Raw genomic sequence first — 7,205 nt, 5'->3', positions numbered from 1 at the left:
CGGTTGCGCAGCCGCACCCAGGGCCGGGGCACCTTCACCGCCCGCCCCACCGGCTACGCCCCGGCACCACGGCCGGACACGGCACCCGCCCCCACCCGGTAGCGGACCACCGGACTCCCCGGCCCCCGGGGCCCTGGGCTCCCAGGAGCCCCGGGTCCGGGGTCCGGCCCCTGCGGTCCCGGTCCCACCGCCTCGGCCCCGCCCGCCACCCCCAACACCTCCACCACCCCAACACCCCGACCACCATCAACACCCCCTCCCGGCGAACGACTTCATCACGACTGCGCCCACCCGTGCCCAACCCCTTGACGGACGCCGTTTCCGAGGTTTAACTCACGTCCTAAATTAAGCCATGAGGAGCTTTCGGGGGCGGAAGGCGACGTCGTGTGACGCCGGCTCCCGGCGGCGGCCTCGGGGTTCGACCCCCGGAAAGGGACACCAGGAGCCATGCGCAGAATCCGAGCCGGGGCCACCGGCGCCGTCGCCCTGTCTCTCGCCCTCGCGGCCACGGCCTGCGGCGGCGGTTCCGCGACCGGGGGCGGGTCGAACGACTCCCCGAAGACGCTGACGTACTGGGCCTCCAACCAGGGCGCCAGCATCGCCGTCGACCAGCGGGTGCTGGGGCCCGAGCTCGACAAGTTCCAGAAGCAGACCGGCATCAAGGTCAAGCTGGAGGTCGTGCCCTGGTCCGACCTGCTCAACCGGATCCTCACCGCCACCACCTCCGGCCAGGGCCCGGACGTGCTGAACATCGGCAACACCTGGAGCGCCTCGCTCCAGGCGACCGGCGCGCTGCTGCCGTGGGACGCCGAGAACCTCGCGAAGATCGGCGGCAAGGACCGGTTCGCCGCCGCCGCGCTCGACTCGACCGGCGTCCGGGGCAAGGACCCGGCCGCGATCCCGCTGTACTCGATGGCGTACGCCCTCTACTACAACAAGAAGATCTTCGCCGACGCCGGTATCTCGCAACCACCGGCCACCTGGGGCGAGTTGGTCGCCGACGGCAAGAAGATCGACGCGAGGGGCAAGGCCGCGCTCGGGGCCGAGGGCGCGAACCCCTCGGAGAACATCCACCACGTCTTCGTCTTCGCCCAGCAGCGCGGCGCCGCCTTCTTCACCCCCGACGGCAAACCCGACTTCACCGCTCCCCAGGTGGTCGACGCGGTCAAGAGCTACGTCGACCTGATGGCCACGGACAAGGCCATCCCGACCGGCGACGCCGAGTACGCGCAGAACCAGTCCGTCAGCGACTTCGCCAAGGGCAGGCAGGCCATGCTGCTGTGGCAGTCGGCCGCCTCCAACCTCACGTCCCAGGGCATGAGCGCCGACTCCTACGGCATCGCGCCGGTGCCCGTGATCTCCGGTACGCCCGGCAGCGGCACCCAGGTCGACTCGGCCTTCATGGGCATCAACCTGGCCGTCTTCAAGAACACCCACAACCTCGACGGCGCCACGCGGTTCGTGAGGTTCATGACCTCCGACGCGGAGCAGAAGATCCTCAACAAGGCCTACAGCTCCATCCCGCCCGTCACGTCCGCGCAGGCGGACGCCGCGTTCGCCACCCCGGCCGACACGGTGCTGAAGAGCACCCTCTCCGCGTCCGCGGCCGCGATGCCGCAGGTCCCCTCCGAGTCGCAGTTCGAGACGACAGTCGGTACGGCCGTCAAGAACCTGTTCGCCGACGCCGCCGCCGGCCGCGCGGTGACCACCGGCTCGGTCAAGGCCGAGCTGGAGAAGGCCCAGCAGCAGATGCCGGCGGCGTGAGCGAGACGATGACGACGCCTACGCCGACGACGACGGCCACCGCCTCCGCGGAGACGCTGCGCGAGCCACCCCCGGGCGCCGCGGCGCGCGAACCCCGCCGCGGCACCGGGCGGATCCGCCGCGCCGCTCTGCCCTATCTGCTCCTGCTGCCCGCGCTCGTGCTCGAACTGCTCGTCCATCTCGTGCCGATGGCTGTCGGCATCGTGATGAGCTTCAGGGAACTCACCCAGTTCTCCATCCGCGACTGGGGCACCGCCCCCTGGTCCGGCCTCGGCAACTACAAGGTGTCGGTGAACTTCGACGCCCCCGTCGGCAAGGCCCTGCTGCACTCCTTCCTCGTCACCGTCGGCTTCACCCTGCTCTCGGTCGCCCTGTGCTGGCTGATCGGCACCGCCGCCGCCGTCTTCATGCAGGACGCCTTCCGCGGCCGCGGGCTGCTGCGCACCCTGTTCCTGGTGCCGTACGCGCTGCCCGTCTACGCGGCCGTCATCACCTGGGTGTTCATGTTCCAGCACGACAACGGCCTGGTGAACCACGTCCTGCACGACCAGCTCCACCTCACCGACCAGCGCTCCTTCTGGCTCATCGGCGACAACAGCTTCTACGCCCTGCTGACCGTGTCGGTGTGGAAGGGCTGGCCGTTCGCCTTCCTCATCGTGACGGCCGGACTCCAGAACATCCCACGGGAGCTGTACGAGGCCGCCGCGCTGGACGGCGCCGGGGTGTGGCAGCAGGTCCGCCGCATCACCCTGCCCTCGCTGCGCCCGGTCAACCAGGTGCTCGTCCTGGTGCTGTTCCTGTGGACGTTCAACGACTTCAACACGCCGTACGTCCTGTTCGGCAAGTCCGCCCCGGCCGCCGCCGACCTCATCTCGGTCCACATCTACCAGGCGTCCTTCGTCACCTGGAACTTCGGCACCGGCTCCGCGATGTCCGTCCTGCTGCTGCTCTTCCTGCTCGTCGTGACGGGCGGGTACCTGCTGATCACCTCGCGCGGACGGAGGCCCGCCCGTGGCTAGCCTCAACTCGCCCATGGCACCCCCGCGTTCGTTCCTGTGGGCCCGGCGGATCTTCCTCACGCTGCTCACCGGCTTCGTGCTGGTCCCGGTGTACGTGATGGTCTCCAGCTCGCTCAAACCGCTCGCGGACGTCACCGGGACGTTCCGCTGGCTGCCCAGCGGGCTGACGATCCGGCCGTACATCGACATCTGGTCGACCGTCCCGCTCGCCCGCTACTTCGTGAACTCGCTGATCGTGTCGGCCGCGGCGACCGTCTGCTCGGTGGTCATCGCGGTGTTCGCCGCCTACGCCGTCAGCCGCTACGACTTCCGCGGCAAGCGCGTGTTCACGGTGACCGTGCTGTCGACGCAGATGCTTCCGGGCATCCTCTTCCTGCTCCCGCTGTTCCTGCTCTACGTCAACATAGGCAACGCCACCGGCATCGCCCTGTTCGGGTCCCGCGGCGGCCTGATCCTGACGTATCTGACGTTCTCGCTCCCCTTCTCCATCTGGATGCTGATCGGCTACTTCGACTCGGTGCCGCGCGATCTGGACGAGGCGGCGCTGGTCGACGGCTGCGGCCCGCTCGGCGCGCTGCTGCGCATCGTCGTACCGGCCGCGGTCCCCGGCATCGTCGCGGTCGCGGTCTACGCCTTCATGACCGCGTGGGGCGAGGTGCTCTTCGCGTCCGTGATGACCGACGACACCACCCGCACCCTCGCCGTCGGCCTCCAGGGCTACTCCACCCTCTACGACGTCTACTGGAACCAGATCATGGCCGCCTCGCTGGTCGTCAGTGTGCCCGTGGTGGCCGGGTTCCTGCTGCTCCAGCGCTATCTCGTCGCCGGTCTGACGGCGGGCGCCGTCAAGTGACCGGTCTCTCGCATTCCTTGCATTCCGAAGGGACTTCCGTGTCCGAACGCATCGACCTCGCCGCCTTCCCGCCCGACTTCCTGTGGGGCACGGCGACCGCGGCGTACCAGATCGAGGGGGCCGTCGCCGAGGACGGCCGGGCGCCCTCGATCTGGGACACCTTCTCCCACACCCCGGGGAGGACCGCGAACGGCGACACCGGCGACGTCGCCTGCGACCACTACCACCGCTGGCGCGAGGACATCGCCCTGATGCGGCAACTCGGGGTCGACGCCTACCGGTTGTCCGTCGCCTGGCCGCGCGTCATGCCCGCCGGGACGGGCCCGGTCAACCCCAAGGGCCTCGCGTTCTACGACGAGTTGGTGGACGCGCTGCTGGAGGCGGGCATCACGCCGTCCGTCACGCTCTACCACTGGGACCTGCCGCAGACGCTCCAGGACCGCGGCGGCTGGCCCGAGCGGGACACGGCCTTCGCGTTCGCCGAGTACGCCTCGGCGGTCGCCGGCCGCCTCGGCGACCGCGTGCAGCTCTGGGCGACCCTCAACGAGCCCTCCTGCTCGGCCTGGATCGGCCACCTGGAGGGCAAGATGGCCCCGGGCTGGACCGATCTGACCGCCGCCGTACGGGCCTCGTACCACCTGCTCCTCGGCCACGGCCTCGCCGCCCGGGCGGTGCGGGCCGCCGCGCCCGGCGCCCGGATCGGTATCGTCAACAACCTCTCCACCATCCACCCGGCCACCGACCGTCCCGAGGACGTGGCGGCGGCCCACCGCCAGGACGGCCACGTCAACCGCTGGTGGCTCGACCCGGTGCACGGCCGCGGCTTCCCCGCCGACATGGTCGACACCTACGGCGTCGAACTCCCCGCCCGCGCGGGTGACGTGGGGACCATCGCCGCGCCACTGGACTGGCTCGGCCTGAACTACTACTTCCCGGCCTACGTCGCCGACGCCCCCGACGGCCCGGCGCCGTATGTCCGTGCCGTGCGCCGCGAGGGGGTCGCGCGTACCGGCATGGACTGGGAGATCGACGCCGGCGGCATCGAGACGCTGCTGCTCCGGCTGACCGAGGACTACGGGGCCCGGAAGATCTACGTCACCGAGAACGGCTCGGCCTTCGAGGACCTGGTCCGCCCCGACGGCAGCGTCGACGACCCCGAGCGCCAGGCCTATCTGGAGCAGCACCTCGCCGCCTGCGCCGCCGCCGCCCGCAAGGGCGCCCCGCTCGCCGGCTACTTCGCCTGGTCCCTGCTGGACAACTTCGAGTGGGCGTACGGCTACGCCAAGCGCTTCGGCCTGGTCCACGTCGACTACCGCACCCAGGTGCGCACCATCAAGGGCAGCGGCCACCGGTACGCGGACATCGTCCGCGTCCACCGGGGCCGGACCCGCCGGGCCGCCTGACCCGGCCCCCGTACGGCCGGTGGGCGCGGATGCGGGAGTCCGTGCCCACCGGCTCCCCGCCCGAGCCGGGCGGGAACCCCCTGCTTAATGCATATAGTATGCAAGTGCATTCCATGAGCATCAGGCCCGCAACCCCCGCCGACGTGGACGGCGCCCGCTCCGTCATGCTCGACACCGTCTACCGGGACCTCGGGACCGGATACGTGCCCCGTTGGCACGCCGACATCGTCGATCCCGCCGGGGCCTACCTCGTACCCGTGCGGCACGCGCTGTTCGTCGCGGTAGACGGGGCGGGGGAGGTCGTCGGGACCGGGGCGCTCGACGCGCGGGGCCCCGCGTGGCCGCCGAATCCGCGGTGGCTGGCCGAGCGGTATCCGTCGGGGCCGACCGCGCAGTTGCGCCGGGTGTACGTACGGCCCGCGCACCGCAGGCGGGGGATCGCGCGGCAACTGGTCGAGCGGCTCCTGGACTTCGCCGCGGCGGACGGCGGGTACCGGGCCGTGTATCTGCACACCGATCCTGCCGTGCCCGGCGCCGAGGCGTTCTGGCGGTCGCTCGGGAAGCCCGTCCACGACGAGCGGGCGGACCCCGAACGCCCGCAGAGCCTCGTGCACTTCGAGCTGCCCGTCCACACCGCACCATGACGAACCGTAACGAACCGAGGATCATGTCTCTCCCGCGTCCCCGGCTGCTCGCCGCCCTTCTTCTCACCCCCTTGCTGGCAGGCTGCTTCGCCCCCGGCGCAGGCGCCGACCGCGTCGGCGGCACCGGCGGCGGCGCCCGGCTGCGCGTCGCGCTCGCCTTCCCGCCCGCCGAGCGGCTCTCCCCGTACGGTGCCGACGGCACCATCCTCACCCGGCTCGGCGTCACCGAGGGGCTGACGGCGCTCGACGGCGACGGCGCCGCCGCGCCCGCCCTCGCCACCTCCTGGCGGCAGGAGGGCGACCGAAGCTGGCTGTTCACCCTGCGCGAGGCCACCTTCCACGACGGCACCGACGTCACCGCACGGGCCGTCGCCGCCTCCCTCGCCCGCGCCGCCGCGGCCCGGCCCGCCCCGGCCGCCCTGTCCGGTGTCGAGCTGACCGCCCGGGCGGTGGACGCCCGCCGGCTGCGTGTCACCACCGGGCGGCCCGACCCGATCCTGCCCCTGCGGCTGTCCAGCCCCGGCCTCGCCGTCCTGTCCGCCACGGCGTACGCCCGCAAGGGCGCCGTCGACCCGGTGGGCAGCGGCACCGGGCCGTTCGTCCTGAAGAAGGTGAACGGCACCGTCTCCGCCACCCTCGACCGCTACGACGGCTACTGGGGCGGGCGCGCCCGGGCCGGCGGCATCGATGTCCGCTTCGTCGCCGACGGCACCGCCCGCACCAACGCCCTGCGCAGCGGCGACGCCGACCTGGCCGAGGCCGTGCCCGTCGCCCAGGCCGCCACCCTGGCGCCGGGAACCCGGCGGGAGACCGCCACCACGCGCACGACCAGCCTGCTGCTCAACTCCCGCTCCGGGCCGCTGCGCGACGCCGGCCTGCGGGCCGCCGCCCGCGCCGCCGTCGACACCTCCGGCCTCGCGCGCGGTGTGTACGAGGGCCACGCCGACCGCGGGGCCGGGATCTACGGGCCCGCCGTCACCTGGGCCGAGGGCAAGCACCTCAAGCCCGCAGGCCGGGCCGCCGCGAGGCGGCCCGACGGAACAGTCGTCACCCTCGCCACCTATGACAACCGGCCCGAACTCCCCGAAGTCGCCCAGGTGTTGAAGCAGCAGCTGGAGAAGGCGGGCTTCCGGGTGAAGCTCGTCGTGCGCGAGTACGGGCGACTGGAGGGCGACGCCCTCGACGGGAAGTTCGACGCGTTCGTCCTCGCCCGCAACAGCCTCGTCGACACCGGTGACCCCGTCGCCGTCCTGGCGAGCGACTACACCTGCGACGGCGGCTACAACCTGGCCCTGCTGTGCGACCGCGCCGTAGACCGGGCCGTGGCCGCCGCCGAACGCACCGCCGACCCCGCCGGGCGGCGGACCGCCGCACTGCGCGCCGAGGCGGCGATCCTCGGTACCGACACCGTCGTACCGCTGGTCCACCAGCGCGTCGTCACCGGCGTCTCCGGCACGGTCGAGGGGGTGCGCCTCGACCCCTACGAGCGCACCCTCGTCGGCACCGGCACCCGGCGCTGAGC

6 protein-coding genes are annotated in these 7,205 nt (G+C 72.2%); all 6 read left to right on the top strand.

The window, feature by feature from the left end:
• Nucleotides 1-447: 447 nt before the first annotated feature.
• The 6 genes from BIV23_RS38135 to BIV23_RS38110 all read left to right on the top strand — a co-directional run bounded on the left by BIV23_RS38135 (nucleotide 448) and on the right by BIV23_RS38110 (nucleotide 7,203).
• Entirely contained in the window at nucleotides 448-1,764 is a 1,317-nt protein-coding gene (locus BIV23_RS38135) for an extracellular solute-binding protein (RefSeq protein WP_071385563.1), read from the top strand.
• Between the two features lie 8 nt (nucleotides 1,765-1,772).
• Nucleotides 1,773-2,783 (top strand): carbohydrate ABC transporter permease, encoded by a 1,011-nt coding sequence (locus BIV23_RS38130; protein WP_071385579.1) that lies wholly within the window; start codon nucleotides 1,773-1,775, stop codon nucleotides 2,781-2,783.
• A 13-nt stretch (nucleotides 2,784-2,796) separates the two neighbouring features.
• Nucleotides 2,797-3,636, top strand: a complete 840-nt coding sequence (locus BIV23_RS38125; protein ID WP_071385562.1) for a carbohydrate ABC transporter permease — start codon at nucleotides 2,797-2,799, stop codon at nucleotides 3,634-3,636.
• Between the two features lie 38 nt (nucleotides 3,637-3,674).
• Entirely contained in the window at nucleotides 3,675-5,039 is a 1,365-nt protein-coding gene (locus BIV23_RS38120) for a GH1 family beta-glucosidase (protein WP_071385561.1), read from the top strand.
• Between the two features lie 113 nt (nucleotides 5,040-5,152).
• Entirely contained in the window at nucleotides 5,153-5,683 is a 531-nt protein-coding gene (locus tag BIV23_RS38115) for a GNAT family N-acetyltransferase (RefSeq protein ID WP_245790838.1), read from the top strand.
• Nucleotides 5,684-5,706: 23 nt separating this feature from the next.
• Nucleotides 5,707-7,203 (top strand): ABC transporter substrate-binding protein, encoded by a 1,497-nt coding sequence (locus BIV23_RS38110; protein WP_071385559.1) that lies wholly within the window; start codon nucleotides 5,707-5,709, stop codon nucleotides 7,201-7,203.
• Nucleotides 7,204-7,205: the final 2 nt, after the last annotated feature.

It is taken from the genome of Streptomyces monashensis (assembly GCF_001866665.1).
GTDB lineage: Bacteria > Actinomycetota > Actinomycetes > Streptomycetales > Streptomycetaceae > Streptomyces > Streptomyces monashensis.
The sequence above is the reverse complement of the archived record's forward strand: the minus strand, read 5'-3'. Positions and strand labels throughout refer to the sequence as shown.

Excerpts from the sequence above, each read along its gene's own strand:
- BIV23_RS38135 (WP_071385563.1), top strand. The coding sequence starts at position 448 with ATGCGCAGAATCCGAGCCGGGGCCACCGGCGCCGTCGCCCTGTCTCTC.
- BIV23_RS38130 (WP_071385579.1), top strand. The coding sequence starts at position 1,773 with ATGACGACGCCTACGCCGACGACGACGGCCACCGCCTCCGCGGAGACG.
- BIV23_RS38125 (WP_071385562.1), top strand. The coding sequence starts at position 2,797 with ATGGCACCCCCGCGTTCGTTCCTGTGGGCCCGGCGGATCTTCCTCACG.
- BIV23_RS38115 (WP_245790838.1), top strand. The coding sequence starts at position 5,153 with ATGAGCATCAGGCCCGCAACCCCCGCCGACGTGGACGGCGCCCGCTCC.
- BIV23_RS38110 (WP_071385559.1), top strand. The coding sequence starts at position 5,707 with ATGTCTCTCCCGCGTCCCCGGCTGCTCGCCGCCCTTCTTCTCACCCCC.